This is a genomic window from Ignavibacteriales bacterium, from assembly GCA_026390815.1.
GTDB lineage: Bacteria > Bacteroidota > Ignavibacteria > Ignavibacteriales > SURF-24 > JAPLFH01.
The window spans coordinates 1-18,575 of record JAPLFH010000030.1; the positions used below are offsets into that span (position 1 = coordinate 1).

An 18,575-nucleotide genomic window follows, 5' to 3' on the forward strand; every position below is an offset into this window, starting at 1 on the left:
CCCAACAGCATTGCGAGCTAAATTGTATCTTACTGCAAATCGTGCAGCTTTTAATCAACTGGAAAATCTCAAAGTTTCTTTCGCTATGAAATTCTAAAAAATATAACTATACGCATCGGGTTGCGTAAGGTGAGTTAATAAGTAATTTCAAATCTTCCGTTTTCAATCGTTCAACTTCGCGACTAATATTTAACACCGCAGGACCGCTGATTCCAAAATGAGTTAACAGAAGTGGATCTTCAAACCACAGATACTTTTTATTGTTGAGATGTAACGAAAGCCTGGCTGGAATTGTTACCCCGGATAATTGCGCAAGTTTTGGCTCATTTAAAAGGATTGGAGAAAGCGCCGGAAATGGCGGAATGATTGAATGATTAAATTTTTTTGCCAGCTGATAGCCGCTTCCATCGCTGCCGGTTGACGGATAAGATTTTCCACCGGTTGTTACTATAATTTTATCGCAGATAAAACTATTCGCTTTTGATTTTAGAATGAAAGCGCCGTCATCAACTTTAATATTATCAATCTTAGTAGAAGTAAAAATAGCAACACCAAGATTTTTAATTTTAAACAAAAGCGCATTCAAAACGGATTGTGCATCATCATCAACTGGAAAATATTTACCGGTAGATTCTAACTTTAGTTCTACACCCAGCGATTTGAATAATTGAATTGTCGCTTTGTCATCAAACGCGTTAAGAACATTCTTAATAAAATTTCTGCTGCCGCCGTAAAAGTTCTGTGCACCAACTTTTTCATTAGTAACATTACACCGGGTACCACCAGACATTAATATTTTTGTCCCGCATCTAACATTTCCTTCATAGATAGCAATACTTTTGCAACCCGCTTCACTGGCAGAGATCGCAGCCATTAATCCAGCCGCTCCACCGCCGATAATTCCTATTTTAAAATGTTCAATCATTTAATCCTAAATTCTCAGTTATCAAAATTTAAATTAGCTAATCGATCGAACTAATGAAAATATTGGGAGTAATAATTGAAAAAACTCTAAATCCGAAATCCTAAACTCTAAACAAATTCAAATATCAAATTTCAAAAGAGTTTAAAATTCTGTATTAGATTTTAGAAATTGTTTAGGATTTAGGAATTAGAATTTAGCATTTACAAGTTGGTCTTCTGATGAAAAAAACTCAAATTCAAAATCTTAATGCTCAATTTAATTAAAGATCGAACTTGACGATGGAAACTATCGGGATTTTAAAATTGGCGGCTTTTACTTTACAAGTATCATCTTGCGGACTTCTAAATAATCCGGATGATTCTTTTCATTACTTTTAACCTGCAGTTTGTAATAATAAACCCCGGTAGAAAGCTGCTCACCATTGAAAAGAACATTATGCACCCCTGCGGACAGATTCTCATCAACAAGAGTAGCTATTTCCCTGGCAAGAGCATCAAATACACGCAAGGTAACGTGTGCCTGATTTGAAATTGTAAATGAAATTGTTGTTTGTGGATTGAACGGATTAGGATAATTCTGTTGAAGTTGGTAAAGCTCGCTTTTAACTTCGTCCTCATCTAAACTTAAAATATCTTGTTTACTATGAAGAATAAACTTGCTTATTGGATTGTGCGGATCGTTTGAATAAACTAAAAGAGAATCAATAAAATGTTCTACAATACTTTCAGAAGTATGGTCCAAACTAATACTTAGATAAACCGAGTCCTGTGGTTTTATTTCAACCTTTTGCGGACTAACATTAAATTTAAATCTGGAAGTGTGTTTTACTGAATCAATTTTAAGCGGAGCAATTCCTTTATTAATAATTAGAACGGAATCAATAAAATTCTTTTCTTCAATAAAAATCAATGTGTCTTTCTGGAAAAATAATTTTGGAACGCCTAATCCTTTTCCGGCAAGATGTACTTTTAATAATTTGGCATTTATACAATTAGTATTAAACTTAAGTACTGTAGTGGATTTTAAAGTATCCGATGGATGAAAATAAACCCGAATTGATTTTGTTGAATCTGGTTTAATGTAAATCGTGTCTGTTGGTTCTGTGCTAAATGCCGGATCCAACATATCCGCTGAAAATAATTTTAGTATTCCGGTTCCAGGATTTTTTACATTAAAGCGAACGTAGGAAGTGTCCCCAATTCTTGCTGAATGAAAAATCAAGGAATCTCTTTCAACTTTAAATTGTGCATTGCTAAACAAATATCCTTTTCTTAGAATCAAGTCGGCAACGGTTTTGTAATTTCTACCTCCACTTATTGAAAGAAGAATTGATATTTGACCATTACCAGAACCAATTATACCGGCAGAGTTACCATAAATTTCCGGGTTATTCAATCCTTGTATTTTAATTGGATGACAAAATTCTTTCCCTGTTCCATGAACAAGATAAAAAGCGACACCGCTTAATGAATCCGATGATTGATAAACAAAATAGAATCGTTCTCTTTCATCCACAGAAAAATTATTGAAGTATTCTGGATTTTGATTAGAGGGTGTAACGGCTATTAGATCATTAAAGTGTCCGGCAAAATTGTTAATTAAATAAAGCCGGTTGTCTTCAGCATCTTTATAAAGGATGAAAATCGCATTGAAGCGATCAACTACAATTTTAGGCGATATAATTTTTCGCTCAATTTCAAGATCGTATTCCTTAAGTGTTCCTTTCAAGTTAGAAAAATATTTCAGCCCGCCGGCTTTGGAATTGCCTGCTTTAAACACTATGTGAACTCTTCCCTTTTTATCAAGTACTATTGCTAAATCATTTTCACCTGAAGGATCACCTGCTCCCAGTAACACCGGGTTTGCAACTATATTGGTTTTAAGATTGTATTGTAGATAAAATATTTTGTTTTCCGAATAAGTATTGGTAAAATAAACTATATGAACAATGCTATCCGGACTAACTACGCTTACAGGTTCTGCTTTGTTTATTCTATCAGAAGTAATGGAAATTGGTTCGGCAAAATGTCCCTTAGTATTGTTCGTATATTTGATTTGAAAATTTCGGGAAGTATCCCTGCTTAAAAAAGTAATATGAACATTATCGTTTTTATCAAAGGATAGACAAGGAAAATTCTCCTCAATTTTATTATCGGTAAGATTTATTGTACTAAATGTATCGGCTTCTTCAACTGCATAATAAATTTCTTTTGCACTTAAAGAAGACTTAGTTTGACCAGTATAAACTAAATGGATTTTACCTTGCTGATCCTTTAGAAAAAATTGTTTGCTGTTGAAAGAAGATTTAGTGGAAATAGTATCTTGTGTTAAACTTAACTGCTGCGCTGCAACAAAAGTGAAGGCTGAAAACATAATCAGTAAAAGTTTTTTCATAAGCAGTTAAGGACTATGCTAAGAGCAAAAGATTTTTAGTTATTACAATTTTTATTTAGTTTGTTATAGAATTAATTCCTAAATCAATAAAATCATTTAAGGCTGGAATGAAATTATCAAATAATTTGTTAATTGTCGAGTGGGGAGACAAAAAAAAATTGCCTGTCATTTTTGTCCACGGGTTTCCATATGACCACCAAATGTGGCAAAATCAGCTAAAACATCTCGAAAACTCATTTTATTGCGTTTCTTACGATATCCGTGGGTTGGGTGAAAGCCTTCCGGGAGATAAAGAATTTATAATGGAATTACTTGTTGACGACCTGTTTAAAATAATTAAAGAACTCAATCTTGATAAGCCGGTAATCTGCGGACATTCCATGGGTGGATATATTTGTCTGCGGGCAATTGAAAGAGATCAATCCAGTTTTAGAGGTTTGATTTTGTGCGATACCAAATCAACTGCTGATGATGAAACAGTAAAACAAAAACGTTTAAACGGAATTAAGCAAATTGATGTTGAAGGAGTTGAAAAATTTTGTGAAGATACAGTCCCTAACACTTTTGCAGATACAACCCTTGCTGAAGACCGGGAAGTTTATGATGAAGTATTAGCAAGAGCAAAAAGATCTAATCCGGTTGGTGTAAAAGGCAGCTTGATGGCTATGCTTAGCAGAACAGATACAACACCATTTTTAGAAAAGATTATTATTCCAACTTTACTTTTGTGCGGCGCTTTCGATAAATTAACTCCACCGCCTGTTATGCGGGAAATGCACAAAGAGATTAAAGATTCTGAATTTGCAATCGCTCCCAGGGCGGGACATATGAGTCCAGTAGAAAATCCTGATTTTGTAAATGATGTAATTGAAGGATTTTTGAAGAGAAGGATAATATAAATTCTTCATTCTTGATCTTTTTCTTGATCAAGAGCGAGATCATGATCAAGAAAAATTAATGGAATGTAACGCTATAATCTTTCATCTTTCCATTTTCATAATTAAACTTAGCGCTGAAGAATTTATCCTGGAAAAGCCAGGGAAGAAATATTTGATCGCCATCCCAGAGATTTAGTTTTGTAAGCTCATCATTTGGTATCCAGGCAAGATTTCCCTCGTTGGAATCTATCAACTCCCCTTCAAACTTGTCTGCTGTATAAACAAAAACATACCAGTCGTCTATACCATCAAACATTGGGAAAGTTAGAAAGCCGTGAAGATACGGAGATTGAATATCCAACCCCGCTTCTTCTTTAATTTCCCTTATTACACAATCCTCCGGTGATTCACCATTTTCAAATTTTCCACCCAAACCATTCCATTTTCCCTGGTGGTAATCATTCTCCTTTTTTACCCGGTGGATCATTAATGTTTTGCCATTATTCCGCACATAACATAAAGTAGCCAGTTTCATAATTCCTCAGGTGAATGGTTGCATTGTTTTATTGTTAAATTGTTGTTGAAGATAATAATAATTATAAAATCCTGTTTGGTTCTTAAAAAATTAATCAATTTATCGATAGATTAACTTCCCAAATACTTTTCCTGCACCAGATAGTTCTTAACGTAATCGTAAATTCCATCTTCAAGAGAAGTAATTGGTTTATCGTAACCGGCATCAAAAAGTTTTTTCAGATTGGCTTGAGTGAAATACTGGTACTTTTGCTTTAGTGTTTCCGGCATATCAATATACTCAATGTTGATTTGCTTATTCATCGACTTAAATAGAATTGCAACCAAATCATTCCAGGTACGCGCTTTTCCGGTACCAATGTTATATATTCCATTCTTATCCTTATTCTCCAGAAAGAATAAAGTCATATCAACCGCATCATTTACATAAATAAAATCCCGCAACTGTTCGCCATCCTTATAATTTTTTAGATATGATTTGAAAAGCTTTACTTTGCCGGTTTCCTTTACCTGCCCAAATGCTTTATGAACAACACTTCGCATATCTTCTTTGTGGTATTCGTTCGGACCGTAGACGTTAAAGAATTTCAATCCCACAATTTTATTTAAAGTCTTTTCTTTCTTTGCCCAAATATCAAATAAATGTTTAGAAAAGCCATACATGTTAAGTGGTCTTAAATCGTGCAGCTTGTTTTCATCATCATTATAACCAAGCGAACCATCGCCATAAGTTGCCGCGGAGGAGGCATAAATAAATCTGATATCCTTTGCCAGACAATATTTTGCTAATTGAAGTGTATACTTGAAATTATTATTCATCAGAAAATCAGCATCCTTCTCTGTTGTAGAAGAGCAAGCACCCATATGGATAATCGATTTGATACCATACGTAAGAGTATCTTCAGTTACTCTTTTTAAAAATTCTTCTTTATGAAGGAAGTCATTGAACTTTAATCCAACAAGGTTTTTCCATTTCTCACTTGTTCCAAGCTCATCAACAATTATAATTTTATCTTCACCAAGCTGATTCAGCCGCCAAACAATCGCACTGCCAATAAATCCTGCACCGCCTGTTACTACTATCATTTCCTCTCCGGCAAATATTTTATTTTGGAAGCTAATTTAATTATATTATCACAGCTTTTCAAAGATAAGAAAACTAATTCTATTGCTACATTGTTTTATGGCTTAATTGTTAGCAAGGAATAATGTAACAATTCAACAAGAAAAATGGAAAATGAAGACAACATTTGAAATACTAACTGGTATGCTGGAAAAGAGGATAGTTCTTCTTGATGGTCCAAGAGGAACAATGATCCAGAAACTTCAATTAAGCGAAGAAGATTTCCGTGGTGAGAGATTTAAGAATCATCAAAGTGATCTTAAGGGAAACAACGACTTACTGTGTATAACTCAGCCGCAAATTGTTAAAAATATTTATAAAGCTTATTTAGAAGCCGGTGCTGATATTGTAGGTACAAATACATTTAACGGAACAAGAATATCTCAATCCGATTACAAAACCGAAATCTTTGCTTACGAAATTAATTTCCAGGCAGCTAAACTTGCAAAAGAAGCGGCAGATGAATTTACAAAACTGAATCCTGACAAACCAAGATTTGTAGCTGGTGCAATAGGACCAACAAACAAAACCGCTTCTCTTTCGCCGGATGTTAACGATCCTGGTTACCGGGCAACAAGTTTTGATGAATTAGTTGCAGCTTATAGCGAACAGGCAAAAGGATTAATAGATGGCGGTGCAGATATTTTACTTGTAGAAACCATCTTCGATACATTAAACGGAAAAGCAGCAATTTTTGCTATTGATGAAATCAGTTCATCAACCGGAAAGAAAATTCCGGTTATGATTTCCGGAACTATCGTAGATCAAAGCGGAAGAACTCTTTCAGGGCAAACGCTTGAAGCATTCTGGGTTTCAATAGCTCACACAAAAAATTTGCTTAGCGTGGGATTGAACTGCTCACTTGGAGCTGCACAGATGCGCTCATACATTAAAGAGCTTTCAGAAATTGTACCTTGTTATATCAGTCTTTATCCAAATGCCGGGCTGCCAAACGCTTTTGGTGGATACGATGAAACAGCGCGCCAGATGGGAAAAATAATTGAAGAATATGCAAAGGAAGGTTTTCTGAATTTAGTTGGAGGCTGCTGCGGAACAACTCCCGAGCATATAAAATTATTTTCTGAAATTATTCCAAAGTATCAGCCACGCAAAATCCCACATTGCGAACCGTATTTAAGGTTAAGCGGATTGGAACCGCTTATCGTTCGACCCGAATCCAATTTTATTAACATTGGTGAAAGAACAAACGTAACCGGATCCCGTAAATTTGCCAATTTAATTTTAAAAGGAAATTATGAAGAAGCTCTTTCCGTTGCAAGACAGCAAGTGGAAGGAGGCGCACAGGTTCTTGATATAAATATGGATGAAGGTTTGCTCGATTCCGAAAAAGCGATGGTGAAGTTTATTAACCTACTTTCAGCAGAACCTGATATTGCCCGCCTGCCAATTATGCTCGATTCATCAAAGTGGTCAATAATTGAAGCTGGATTGAAGTGCCTGCAGGGAAAATGCATAGTCAATTCAATAAGTATGAAAGAAGGCGAAGAGAAATTTAAAGAGCAGGCAAAAAAAGTCCGGCAGTATGGTGCTGCCGCAATAGTTATGGCATTTGATGAGAAAGGACAGGCGGATACTTTTGAAAGAAAAATAGAAATTTGCAAAAAAGCTTACAAAATTTTAACCGAGGAAGTCGGTTTTCCTCCGCAGGACATAATTTTCGATCCTAACATTTTTGCAATAGCTACGGGAATTGAAGAACACAACAATTACGCTGTAAATTTTATCGAAGCAATACGATGGATTAAACAAAATCTTCCACACGCAAAAGTAAGCGGTGGTATAAGCAATTTATCATTTTCATTCCGTGGAAACGATCGTGTCCGCGAAGCAATGCATTCGGCTTTTTTGTATCACGCAATTAAAGCTGGAATGGATATGGGGATTGTTAATGCCGGACAGCTTGAAGTGTATGAAGAAATACCAAAAGACTTTCTTGAACTAGTTGAAGATGTTATTCTGAATCGGCGCCCAGATTCTACCGAACGCCTTCTTGAGTTTGCAGAGAAAGTTAAACAGAAAGACAAAACCGAAGTTAAAGAAATCGAATGGAGAAAAACTTCTGTTGAAGAAAGATTGAAGCACGCTCTAATAAAAGGAATAGTTGATTATGTCGAGGAAGATACCGAGGAAGCACGCAAGAAATTTTCCAGTCCGTTGGAAGTTATTGAAGGACCATTGATGAGCGGGATGAATGTAGTAGGCGATTTGTTTGGTGCAGGTAAAATGTTTTTGCCGCAGGTTGTTAAAAGCGCCAGGGTGATGAAGAAAGCGGTTGCAATCCTTGAGACTTACATAGCCTATCCCCCAGCCCCTTCCCTAAGGGAAGGGGAGGAAGAGAGAAAATCTGATTCTGATAAATCAGTAAAATGGGCAACTGCCGATCCGGCTTTGTATGGATTGTTGAAACAATTTGCCGGTATAAATAAAAAGAACCCAACAAATGCTGAATTAATTTTATGGGAACAATTAAAATCAAAGCAGCTGAGTAATTATAAATTCCGAAGACAGCACATTATTGGGCATTACATTGCAGACTTTGTTTGTTTGTCAAAACAACTTGTTATTGAAATTGATGGTTTGATTCACCAAGTGCCAGAGAACAAGGAATCTGATGAACAAAGGACAAAGTGGTTAAACGAAAATGGTTTCAGAGTTATTCGGTTTACAAATGATGATGTAATCAATAATATTGAATCCGTACTCACAAAGATTTTAAAAGCCCTCTCCTTGGGAGAGCCTGCCTTGCCGGCAGGCAGGGGTTTGGGAGAGGCTTCAGGGCATGGTTCTATACTGATGGCAACCGTTAAAGGTGATGTTCATGACATCGGGAAAAATATTGTTGGAGTTGTTCTTAGCTGCAATAATTATAAAATCATCGATCTGGGTGTGATGGTTCCGGCTTCCAAAATTCTTGAAACAGCAATACTGGAAAAAGTGGACATTGTTGGTTTAAGCGGTTTAATAACTCCATCACTTGATGAGATGGTAAGCGTTGCAAAAGAAATGGAAAGATTGGGAATGAAGATTCCGCTTCTAATCGGCGGTGCTACCACATCACGCGTACACACCGCTGTAAAGATTGCACCAAATTATAGCGGCGCTGTAATTCATGTACTTGATGCTTCCAAGAGTGTTCCTGTTGCAAACAACCTGATCAATTCTACAAATACTGATTCATTCGTTAAAAAAATAAAAGAAGAATATAAAATTCTTAGGGCGGATCATTTAAGAAAAACCGCAGAAAAAAACTTCCTTACTTTGGCGCAAGCGCGGGCGAACAAACCAAAAATTAATTGGGATAAAGTTCGGATTACTAAACCTGCGTTAACCGGAATAAAAACTCTTGATGATTTTCCATTAGATGAACTCAGGAAATATATAGACTGGACACCGTTTTTTATTACCTGGGAATTGAAAGGAAAGTATCCGGAAATCTTTAATGATAATAAAGTTGGACTAGAGGCAAAAAAACTTTTTGATGATGCAAACAAACTTCTTGATCTGGTTATCTCAGAAAAATTACTAAAAGCCTCAGGAGTGGTTGGATTATTCCCTGCAAACAGTACCGGCGATGATATTGAAATTTATTCGGATGATTCAAGGCAAGGTGTGCTGAATATATTCCACACATTGCGCCAACAAAGCGAAAAAGCAGCCGGTGTTCCTCACATAGCACTTGCTGATTTCATTGCTCCAAAGGAAAGTGGATTAGAAGATTACATCGGTGGTTTTGCGGTAACAACAGGAATAGGTATAGAAAACTTGATTGAAAAATTTGAAAAGGACCACGATGATTATAACAGCATTATGATTAAAGCCCTGGCAGATAGACTTGCGGAAGCATTTGCCGAATGCCTTCACGAAAAAGTTAGAAAAACTTACTGGGGATATTCGCCAGATGAATCTTTTGCAAATAATGAGCTTGTAAAAGAAAAATATATTGGAATTCGTCCAGCACCCGGTTACCCCGCTCAACCGGATCATACAGAAAAAATTACTTTGTTTAATCTTTTGCAGGTTGAAAAGAATCTTCCGATTAAATTGACGGAAAACCTTGCAATGTATCCGGCTGCTTCGGTATGCGGATTGTATTTTACTCATCCCGAATCCAAATATTTTACAATTGGCAAAATTGCTAAAGACCAGGTTATAGATTATCACAAGCGTAAAGGAATGAGCCTGCAGGAAATTGAAAAGTGGCTTGCACCTGTCCTGGGATATTGATAACTTAGGACAAAAATTACGGGGATATTATGAAAAAGCGATTTTTATTAGTGCTTCTTTTATCATTTGCATTCTATTCTACTTCAAATGCTCAAGGCAAACTTACAATTACTTCAGATAGTACAAGCTACTGTTACGGGCAACCAATTACACTAAAAATAGAAATATTAAACGATTCTGATTCTACACTTTCTTTCTATTCTTGTCCAGGAGGAGTTTACAAATTTGATGAGTTTAATGTTGGGAATTATATTATTTGTGCAGGTGATCCACCGACGACCGAAATTAATCCCGGCAGTTCCATCACCTGGTTGTGGAAAGTAGAACCATCCAAACTTGGTATCCCAAATAAGGATGGAGAACACACCGTTATTGGATATTATCCATTTTCAACAATAGCTGATACGATCAAAATATCCGCACCAATTTATTATGGGGGAATTATCTCTGTGGGTTTCGATATCGGAATGGAAAACGAAGTTTCTAAGATACGTGATAGCCTTGGCGCTATTATAATAAACAGTTATGGTTCCTCTCAAATTTGGCAGATTCAAGGTCATCTAATTGATTCGATAATTTCTAAATATAAAAATGATTCACGATTTAGATATGTTGAGCATAGTATAAGTGTTGAGCCTGATTCAATTTTTACTTCTGTTGAACAAAACAAATCCACCTTTCCAGTAAAGGATTTTGAATTGTCCGAAGTTTTTCCAAATCCTTTTAACTCAACTGCAAATTTCTATGTAACAGTAAATCGTACTCAAAATATCCTAATCGATATTTTTAATTCTATCGGTCAAAAAGTTTCAACAGTCTATAAGGGAATGATTGAAGCGAACAAGAGAACTTCATTTACAATTAATTTGAATGTAGCGGCTTCCGGAGTTTATCTTCTTTCAATTCGTAATTCAAAGATCTCCGTTGGCAGAAAAATTTTCTTGCTCAAATAAATATTGCAGATTGTTTGGTTATAAAACAATCAACCGATCAAATTCCACAACATTTCCTTCATAAAATTTTTCCCTTAAATTTGACATTATCTTTATTTTATAATATTATTATTATAGAATTACTTAATTAATTAGTTATATTTCGGCTATCTACTAATATATTTTTATATCATAAAGAGGTAATATGAAAAAAATAGAGGCGATAATAAGACCCCACAAATTAGATGAGGTGCATAATGCTTTGCTCGAATCTGGATTTACAGGATTAACTGTAACGGAAGTTAGGGGATATGGGCGACAAAAAGGACACAGAGAAATTTATCGTGGTTCTGAATACAACATTGAATTTGTACCAAAACTAAAATTAGAACTTGTTTGCGAGGATGATAAAACCGAGCTGGCTATTTCAACAATTATCACCACCTCTAAAACCGGGGAAGTTGGTGATGGAAAAATCTTTGTCCTTAATGTTGAAGAAACTATTAGAATTAGAACCGAAGAGTCCGGTGTAAGTGCAATATAAACAACCTATTGGAGTAACAATCATGAAAAAAAGTGTTCTTATTTTATCGATATTATTTTTAATTAATACCATTTTCTTTGCCCAGCTAAAGTTTGGAACCGATATTTATAGCAGATACATTTGGAGAGGATTAAACCTTGGTGGTGATTCTCCATCATTGCAGCCAGGATTATCTTATACTATTAGCGGATTTACTGTTGGGTTTTGGGGTGCCTATAGTTACCCTGGTAATGGCACAACCTATTCTGAAAATGATTTCTTTGCATCTTATTCATTAACTACTGAAACAGCTGGTACATTTTCTCTCCTCTACACAGATTATTACATTCCTTCTCTAGGGATACCATTTGGATATTTTCAAAGAAGCGGTGGAGCACACATTTTGGAAGGAGGATTGAGTTACGCTGGTCCGGCAATTTTCCCTGTTTTATTATCAGGATATTATAATATTCACTGCGACCCGGATAACTCAGTTTATTTACAAGTCGGGTACCCATTTACAATCGGCGAAGCCACATTAACACTTGCTGCTGGATACGTGCCCACAAAAAGTGCTTACTATTTAACTGATAAAGCAGCTTTTATAAATCTTAGCATTACGGCTTCCAAGTCTATTGTTATATCCGACAAATTCTCACTCCCCATTAATGTTTCTTACATAAATAATCCAAAGCTGGATATAAGTTATTTAGCATTTGGTGCAAGCTTCACTTTATAATTTTTTTACTAATGATAGGAGAGACATATGTCTAAGATAAATTATTATTTTATTATCATAGCCATTTTAATAACAGCTATAATAACGATCATCCCTTCGAATGCACATGCCGAAACGGACCCCGGTGGCACTAAAACCGGTACAGTTAAAGATGTGCCAGCCTCAAAACAAGGAGATCCAACTTTAACGGAAGTAGCCGATGCAGTTGGACATAACAGAATTGCCACAAATATTATGTGGACGTTGATTGCAGGTTTTTTGGTAATGTTTATGCAGGCTGGCTTTGCTATGGTTGAAGGAGGTTTTACACGCGCCAAAAATATTGCTCATACAATGGGAATGAATTTTCTTGTTTATGCAATTGGAATGATTGGATTTTGGATTTGCGGTTTTGCCTTTATGTTTGGAGGTGTCGGTTCACTCGCTTCTCTTGGCGGAACACCTGGATTAACAAACATGCTTTCAATACAAATATTTGGAAAACAATTTGGATTAATTGGAAGCAGCGGATTTTTCTTGAATAATTCAGTTTATGATGTTGGTATATTCACGCTTTTCCTTTTCCAAATGGTATTTATGGATACAACAGCTACCATTCCAACGGGTGCAATGGCAGAGCGATGGAAATTTACTTCATTCATAATTTATTCGTTCTTTATTTCAATGTTCGTTTATCCAATTTTTGGCAACTGGGTTTGGGGCGGTGGATGGTTAGCTACTCTTGGCGTCAATTTTGGATTAGGGCATGGTCACGTAGATTTTGCCGGGTCCTCGGTCGTTCACATGGTGGGTGGTGTAGCTGCATTAGCCGGGGCAATGGTGTTGGGTCCACGTATTGGGAAGTATAATAAAAATGGAACAGTAAATGCAATCCCAGGACACAATCTACCAATGGCAATAGTTGGAACATTCATTTTGGCATTTGGATGGTTTGGATTTAATGCCGGCTCCACTTTAGCAGGAACCGATTTACGAATTGGTATTATAGCAACCAATACAATGATAGCCTCCGGTGCTGGTGCTCTTTTTGCCACATTCTATATGATGTGGAAATATAAAAAACCAGACCCAAGTATGATGGCAAACGGACTTCTTGCCGGCTTGGTTGCCATTACTGCTCCCTGTGCATTTGTTAATTCTATTTCTGCTTTCCTTATTGGATCTGTTGCAGGAGTTCTGGTGGTAGCGGCAGTTTTTTTCATTGATCAAAAAGTAAAAGTAGATGATCCAGTAGGTGCTATTGCAGTACATGGCGTAAATGGCTTATGGGGAATTATAGCTCTTGGATTATTTGCAGATGGCACTTACGGCGATGGTTGGAACGGTGTTGCAGGTGGAGTTAAAGGTTTATTCTATGGAGATCCAAGCCAATTGTTTGCTCAAATAATTGGTTCTACAGTTTGTATACTTTTTGTGTTTTCAACGATGTACGGATTTTTCAAACTCAACGATAAGTTATTTGGAATACGAGTTTCTGAGCAGGACGAAATTGATGGTTTGGATATGCCAGAAATGGGCGTTAAGGGATACGAAGATACAACTGTTCACGGCAGAGAATACGTTCCATCTTTGTATGAAGCTAATTGATAAATTTAGAAATATTTTTAAGAATTATTCTTTATATATAATTTTAAAACAAGGAATGAAGAATAACGAAGCATTCTCGAACTTCGCTATTCAACCTTCCTTGTTAAGTATTTTATATTTTTTTCCAAAAATCCCCTTTAAACATTTTTAGTTAGCAGATAAGTACATTTAAAATTCTAATAATCATTAAAACATCTTAATGTAGCATCTTCTTCTTTTATGCTGTCTTCCGTTCATATCTTTCCATTGCCCCTGAACCTTATAATTTGTTTCAAGCTCGCGGTTGGTTTCAGCAAATTTTATTTTATTTTTTGCGTATGCTTTCTGCATCTCACTTATCAGGATTGCGTTAATCCCCTTATCCTGAAGATCCGGGCGAACACCAGTAAGATATAGATCGACGTAATCATTCTTCTTCATTGCTCTTAAAATATATAAAAATCCAAAAGGAAACAGCCTGCCGTTTGCCTTTTGTAATGCTTTAGATAATGAAGGCATAGTAATTCCAAATGCTGCTACTTTCCCATCGCTGTCTAACACAACTGGAACATACTCTGCACGTATGAATCCAAAGTATTGTTTGATGTATAAATCGATTTGCTTTTCTGAAAGCTGAACAAATCCATAAAGATCTTTGAAGGTATCATTGATGATATGAAAAATCTCTCTACCGTAAGGAAGCAGTTCCTTTGCTTTTTTTACATCTAGTATTTTTAGATTATATTTTTTCAAAACTATTTCCGAGATGCGCCTTACTCTATCTGGTAATTCTTCTGGTGGTTTTATTTGAAATTCGATCCAATCTGTATCTTTTCTATAGCCGCATTTTTCAATATGTGTAACGTAATACGGATGGTTATAAATTGCTCCGAATGTAGCAAGTTCTTCAAATCCTTCTACTAATAATCCTTCGGGATCAAAATCAGTAAAACCAAGCGGGCCATGTACGGCTTCCATGCCGTTTTCCTTTGCCCAATTTTCTACGGTATTAATTAAAGAGCGGGAAACTTCTTCGTCATCAATAAAATCCAACCAGCCAAAACGAACATATTTGTTTCCCCAATTTTCTATGTACCGGTTATTGATAATGCCAGCAACTCTTCCGACAATCTTTCCATCTTTAAATGCAAGCCAGTATTTTGTTGAACAAAATTCGAAGGCTGGATTTTTTTCTTTCTGCAGGGTTTTCATCTCATCAAAGATTAGAGGCGGCACCCAATATTTATTCTTACCATAAAGTGAAAATGGAAATAGAACAAATTTTTTTAGTTCACTTTTATTTCCCACCTCTTTAATTATTACACTCACTACCAACTCCATTAAAATCGAATAAAAGAATGTTCAAATATAAATCTAAATAAATGTTTATAAAACACCTTTCCAGATAGTTATTGGTTTACTTTTAAAAATGATTATGGAATTTCTCAAATGTATTCTTACAGTTCACAAATTCAATTACGATTAAACTGAGAAATAATTTCCAGAACACTATCCGTAATATATTCTGTGTCAGCATCTGATCGTAAATGCCCGTTTACCAAAAAAGAAAATACCAGTGGTTCACCATCAGCCGTTGTTATATAACCGGATAATCCTCTTACATTAGAAATTGTCCCTGTTTTGGCATGTACGTTCCCCTCGGTTTTGGTTCCTTTCATCCTATTCCTTAATGTCCCATCAATCCCTGCAATTGGAAAGGCATCATACCAAACCTGCCAGTAAGCGTTTTTTTTCATTCCTTCCAAAATTTGCACAAGTTGTTTTGGACTAATGTAATTGTATCGCGACAAACCTGAACCATCCATATAAGCATATGTGCCCGGCTTAATTCCAAAACCGGCAAGAACATTTTCTACAACTTTCTTCCCTTCCTTAAACGAACCTATTCCTGACTTTTTCCAACCCAAAACTCTTGTAAAAGTTTCAGCATATAAATTCTGACTCCGTTTTAGTAAACCCGCTAAAATGTTTTTTAATGGTGGCGAATTATGCAAATCAATTGTCTTCAAATCATGTTTAGTAGTTTTCCAGTCCAGTATATCATCACAATCTTTCGGATTTCCATTTACTCTTATTCCATTTTCTTCCAGTACTTCCTTAAGAACTGTTACATAAAACAGGGTGGGATTAGTTATTGAAGGGGTTCGTTGAATTTCCCTGGAGCCGGCTTTTACATAACCACTGACTAAAATATTGTTTGTTCCAAAAGCACGGCTTATTGATAAATTTGTTCTACCGGTATCGCCAACCAAAGTATTGTTTTCAATTTTAAAATAGCTACTTGGCAGATTTGGTTCTATAACCACAGCGCCATCCTTAGTAATCGGAGGAATAATTTTCAGATCAATATTGTCCTCATTTAATTGAAGAGAGCCAATTTCTGCTGAATACCAGGCATCGAGGTCGTCGTAAGTCCAACCATAACCATAAGGATAATCCTCGAAAGCATTATCATCGCCGATAATATTTCCATCAATTTGCTTTATTCCAAGACTTTTAATTTTTTCTACCCAGCTTCTAAAAACATCGCGCGGATCATTAAAAAATCTGTTATAAAGAGTTGGATCACCATTTCCAAAAACCACGATGTTCCCGTTAAGATTAGAATCAATTATTTCTCCATCATAAGACAAATATGTTTCAAAAGAGAAATCGGGACCAAGAGTAACCAGTGCAGAAGCTGAAGTCGGGATTTTCTCATTCGATGCCGGCATAAACATTTTTTCAGAATTTCTTTCGTACCAAATATCCCCGGTTTTTAATGATTTAATTAATGCTCCCCAATGTGCATGAGTAAACAGGGAATCGCTAAATCTTTCTTCAATTTTTTGTTTTAATAATGGCAAATCGTTAAAAGCGGTTTTGTTTAGTTCACTGGTGGAAGAACAGCCGTCGATAAGCAGTATTGAAATCATAGCAATTGGCAAGAGAATTTTTTTCATTACTTCCTCAATCTTGGTTAGAGTATAATTTTTTCAATAGCAATATACAAAATCATTTAATTTTAAAAATATTTCCGGTAAGTAATTTGGTTTTCATTTTACCCAATGGTTTATTAAAAAATATAAAGAACCGTTGGAATAAAAAGAGAATGTGGTTTATAACCCTACCACATCATAATAAAATTTTTCAGATAAACATAATTCACATTGTTTTTTTTCTGCTGCTGGTTTTGAAGTTTAGCTTTGTAAAAGTGTGTTAATTACCTAACAATAAGCCAGTTTACGTATTTAACAAGTTGAGGAGTGGTTAACGGAATACATGGGGAAAAATAAAACAGCAGGCTGAAACTAAACTTCAGCCTGCCAGTGTGTATTATTACTTTACAAGGATCATCTTTTTTGATGATGTGTAATCGTTTGATCGTAGTTCATATAAATAAATTCCGCTTGTAAGATTGCTTGCGTTGAACCCAACCGAGTATTTTCCCACATCTTTCCTTCCATCAACAAGAGCTGCTACTTCTTTGCCTAACACATCGTAAACCTTTAAGGTAACTCCGCCTGCTTCAGGTATCTGGTAATTAATTACAGTTGATGGATTGAATGGATTAGGATAGTTCTGGGATAAATCATAACTTTTAACTACTGTGTTGCCGGAAGAACTAAGTTCTTCATTTGTTCCTTTTGGCAAACCATCTGTTTTTTCGTATTGAATATCCGACACAGTATATTCCGCATTAACATCGGCAGAATTATCAACAACTATTCTAAGGTAGTATTCGCCTTCTTTTATGCTGCTGCAATCAAGATTGATATTAACCTTTCCAGAATCATTAATACTATTTTTGTTTATCAATAAGTCTCTGAACTTACTAATAGATTTTCTATCATCTGCCGAGACCAGCTCTGTTCGGAAATTAATCTTGCATTTTTCTTTCTTTGATGAATCAGCAAGTTCTGTTCTTACCGGGTAATAGATACTGCTGAATTGCAGCTTGCTCCCTTTGTTCAAGCTGAATTTATCTGTAGACAATAAATTATTTAAATCGTCTATTGTTTTTATTTGTGCGGCAGTATTAAAACCACTGAACAAAATATTTTCACCGTCAAGTTTTATGTTTTCAAGACAGTAAACTAGTTCAGTTTCACCGAGCGATACAACCGCCTTACGCCCAAAAACAAGAGCAGGATTAGTGGTTTCTTTTTGAAGAGTTAAAAAATTATACGTAAGCGGATTAACCGCATAAGGTGCTGAGCCATTGGAGTTAAATATAACCGCTTTCATAGCGGAAAAACTTGTGCCGTTGCTTATGTGAAATAAACCTGTTATAGGTAGAGTTGTAACAGTGCCATAAACACCTGAAACAAGTTTTATAAACTGAGTTCTGTTGCCGTATGTATCCCACCATCCTATAACTGCATCTTCCGTAGTACCAGATTTTGTGTTGTTGTTTGTGTAATTCATAAAAGAACCGACCTGCTGGAATGTACTCCAGCTTCCACCGTATGGTCTTCTTCTTATAAAGCAGTTTGTTGTAGAAGGTACGTTGCCAGTCCAGCTAACAATTATATTACCAACATTTTGGGAAATGGATGGATATAAAGCACTTGTTGCGCCGCTACCGGTTGATATTGTAGCACTCTCCTGTGAACCATATGCTGAATTTATTCCCCAGCCAAAATATTTAACTTCAGTTGTTCCCTGTTGATAAGCTAAATAATATTTACCGCCACCAGAACCATAAACTGTAAG

At 35.8% G+C, this 18,575-nt stretch carries 13 protein-coding genes; 6 read left to right on the forward strand and 7 right to left on the reverse strand.

The genetic code is table 11. The annotated features are described in order from the left end of the window. Positions 1 to 106 precede the first annotated feature (106 nt). Together NTX22_09240 and NTX22_09245 are read right to left on the reverse strand one after the other, a co-directional pair. Complete coding sequence (locus NTX22_09240) at positions 107 to 925, reverse strand: aminoacetone oxidase family FAD-binding enzyme (GenBank protein MCX6150694.1); 819 nt, start codon at positions 923 to 925, stop codon at positions 107 to 109. Between the two features lie 312 nt (positions 926 to 1,237). After that, positions 1,238 to 3,319: a T9SS type A sorting domain-containing protein gene (locus NTX22_09245; GenBank protein MCX6150695.1), complete on the reverse strand. Its 2,082-nt coding sequence runs from the start codon at positions 3,317 to 3,319 to the stop codon at positions 1,238 to 1,240. A gap of 107 nt (positions 3,320 to 3,426) precedes the next feature. Here NTX22_09245 and NTX22_09250 point away from each other — a divergent pair, with 107 nt between their 5' ends. Further along, complete coding sequence (locus tag NTX22_09250) at positions 3,427 to 4,218, forward strand: alpha/beta hydrolase (protein ID MCX6150696.1); 792 nt, start codon at positions 3,427 to 3,429, stop codon at positions 4,216 to 4,218. A gap of 55 nt (positions 4,219 to 4,273) precedes the next feature. On the opposite strand, the gene NTX22_09255 is transcribed toward NTX22_09250, so the two are convergent. Both NTX22_09255 and rfaD read right to left on the reverse strand, forming a co-directional pair. Then, the gene (locus tag NTX22_09255) at positions 4,274 to 4,732 is read right to left on the reverse strand and encodes an 8-oxo-dGTP diphosphatase (GenBank protein ID MCX6150697.1); all 459 of its coding nucleotides are present in this window, start codon (positions 4,730 to 4,732) and stop codon (positions 4,274 to 4,276) included. A gap of 110 nt (positions 4,733 to 4,842) precedes the next feature. Further along, entirely contained in the window at positions 4,843 to 5,817 is a 975-nt protein-coding gene (rfaD, locus tag NTX22_09260; GenBank protein MCX6150698.1) for an ADP-glyceromanno-heptose 6-epimerase, read from the reverse strand. Between the two features lie 151 nt (positions 5,818 to 5,968). Here rfaD and metH point away from each other — a divergent pair, with 151 nt between their 5' ends. The 5 genes from metH (at position 5,969) to amt (ending at position 13,880) form a co-directional block, all read left to right on the forward strand. After that, positions 5,969 to 10,099, forward strand: coding sequence for a methionine synthase (metH, locus tag NTX22_09265; protein ID MCX6150699.1), 4,131 nt, complete (start codon positions 5,969 to 5,971; stop codon positions 10,097 to 10,099). 29 nt (positions 10,100 to 10,128) lie between these two features. After that, positions 10,129 to 11,052 (forward strand): T9SS type A sorting domain-containing protein, encoded by a 924-nt coding sequence (locus NTX22_09270; protein MCX6150700.1) that lies wholly within the window; start codon positions 10,129 to 10,131, stop codon positions 11,050 to 11,052. A 184-nt stretch (positions 11,053 to 11,236) separates the two neighbouring features. Further along, on the forward strand, positions 11,237 to 11,575 hold the full coding sequence (locus tag NTX22_09275) for a P-II family nitrogen regulator (GenBank protein ID MCX6150701.1): 339 nt from the start codon (positions 11,237 to 11,239) through the stop codon (positions 11,573 to 11,575). Positions 11,576 to 11,597: 22 nt separating this feature from the next. After that, positions 11,598 to 12,293: a hypothetical protein gene (locus tag NTX22_09280; protein ID MCX6150702.1), complete on the forward strand. Its 696-nt coding sequence runs from the start codon at positions 11,598 to 11,600 to the stop codon at positions 12,291 to 12,293. Between the two features lie 27 nt (positions 12,294 to 12,320). Then, the gene (gene amt, locus NTX22_09285) at positions 12,321 to 13,880 is read left to right on the forward strand and encodes an ammonium transporter (GenBank protein MCX6150703.1); all 1,560 of its coding nucleotides are present in this window, start codon (positions 12,321 to 12,323) and stop codon (positions 13,878 to 13,880) included. A gap of 186 nt (positions 13,881 to 14,066) precedes the next feature. Here amt and NTX22_09290 read toward each other — a convergent pair whose 3' ends face one another. The 3 genes from NTX22_09290 to NTX22_09300 all read right to left on the reverse strand — a co-directional run. Next, positions 14,067 to 15,188, reverse strand: a complete 1,122-nt coding sequence (locus NTX22_09290) for a hypothetical protein (GenBank protein ID MCX6150704.1) — start codon at positions 15,186 to 15,188, stop codon at positions 14,067 to 14,069. Positions 15,189 to 15,331: 143 nt separating this feature from the next. Beyond that, positions 15,332 to 16,822 (reverse strand): D-alanyl-D-alanine carboxypeptidase/D-alanyl-D-alanine-endopeptidase, encoded by a 1,491-nt coding sequence (gene dacB, locus NTX22_09295; GenBank protein ID MCX6150705.1) that lies wholly within the window; start codon positions 16,820 to 16,822, stop codon positions 15,332 to 15,334. A 376-nt stretch (positions 16,823 to 17,198) separates the two neighbouring features. Beyond that, a partial coding sequence (locus NTX22_09300; protein MCX6150706.1) for a T9SS type A sorting domain-containing protein occupies positions 17,199 to 18,575 on the reverse strand: 1,377 nt, incomplete at its 5' end.